The 1,088-nt window shown below is 66.9% G+C and carries 1 protein-coding gene; it reads right to left on the bottom strand.

Translation table 11 applies throughout. The features are described 5' to 3' along the window. Positions 1-976: IS481 family transposase (locus tag ON37_RS26580; RefSeq protein ID WP_040723158.1), on the bottom strand; the 976-nt coding region annotated here is incomplete at its 3' end. Between the last annotated feature and the right edge of the window lie 112 nt (positions 977-1,088).

Here is a 1,088-nt window from a genome sequence, read left to right as displayed (position 1 = left end):
TGTACTGGCCTGAGAGGTTGGGAACGCGGTCGGCTGGTGGGTGTCCGCCGAGTGCGGTGTGGCCGCGGTGGTGATTGTAGGTGTGTAGCCAGTCGGTGAAGGCGGCGCAGCGTTCACCGTCGCTGTGGTAGGCGCGGGCGTAGGCCCACTCGTCGGCCAGGGTGCGGTGGAAGCGTTCGACCTTGCCGTTGGTCTGTGGCCGATACGGGCGGGTGCGTTTGTGTACCACTGTGCCGAGGGCGTCGGCGAACGAGCGTGATCGGTAGCAGGAACCGTTGTCGGTCAATACTTTTCGCACCGTGATGCCGCGGCCGGCGAACCAGGCTGCTGCGCGGGTCCAGAACGCGGCTGCGGTGTCTTTGCGTTCGTCGGGCAGCAGTTCGCTGTAGGCCAGCCGGGAGTGGTCATCCAGGGCGGTGTGCAGGTAGTGGTAGCCGATGATGGGGTGGCTGCCACGCCGGTTGGGGGTGTGCGCGCGTGAGTTTCGGCTGCCGGCGCTGCGACCGGCCACGCGCCATCCACCGCCGTCGGGGATCTTGCCGAGTTTCTTGACATCGATGTGGACCAGGTCGCCGGGGTGGTGGTGTTCGTAACGGCGCACAACACGTCCGGTGCAGCGGTCCAGCCACCGGAGCCGGGCGAGCCGGTATCGGGTCAGCACGCGATGGACCGTTGAGGGGTGCAGTCCCAGTAGATAAGCAATGCGAGCCGGTCCCCAGCGGCGCAGTACCCGCAGTTTGATGATGCGGCGTTCGGTGCGTGTCGGGGTCCGGTTCGGGCTGTGGTGCGGGCGGCTGGACCGGTCGGCCATACCCGTGGCGCCTTGGTCGCGGTAGCGCTGGGCCCACCGCCACGCTGTGGTCGGTGAGACCTGGAACCGCTCAGCAGCTCGTCGTAGCGGCCACCCGTCATCGACGACACAACGAGCCAGCCTCAGCCGGCCCAACTCCGACAGCGGGGCATTACGGTGGGACACGAAGACCTCCGACAGGTGAATGCGTTCCTCGACAGCTCGCACTTCACCCGGAGGTCTTCGCCATGTCACCTCGCCACGCCGTCACCAACGTCCATGGTCAGTACAGCTAGCC

The organism is Nocardia veterana NBRC 100344 (genome assembly GCF_000308855.1).
In the GTDB taxonomy this organism is placed as follows: Bacteria; Actinomycetota; Actinomycetes; order Mycobacteriales; family Mycobacteriaceae; genus Nocardia; species Nocardia veterana.
Note: the sequence above shows the minus strand (reverse complement) of the source record. Positions and strands in the feature narration are given on the sequence as shown.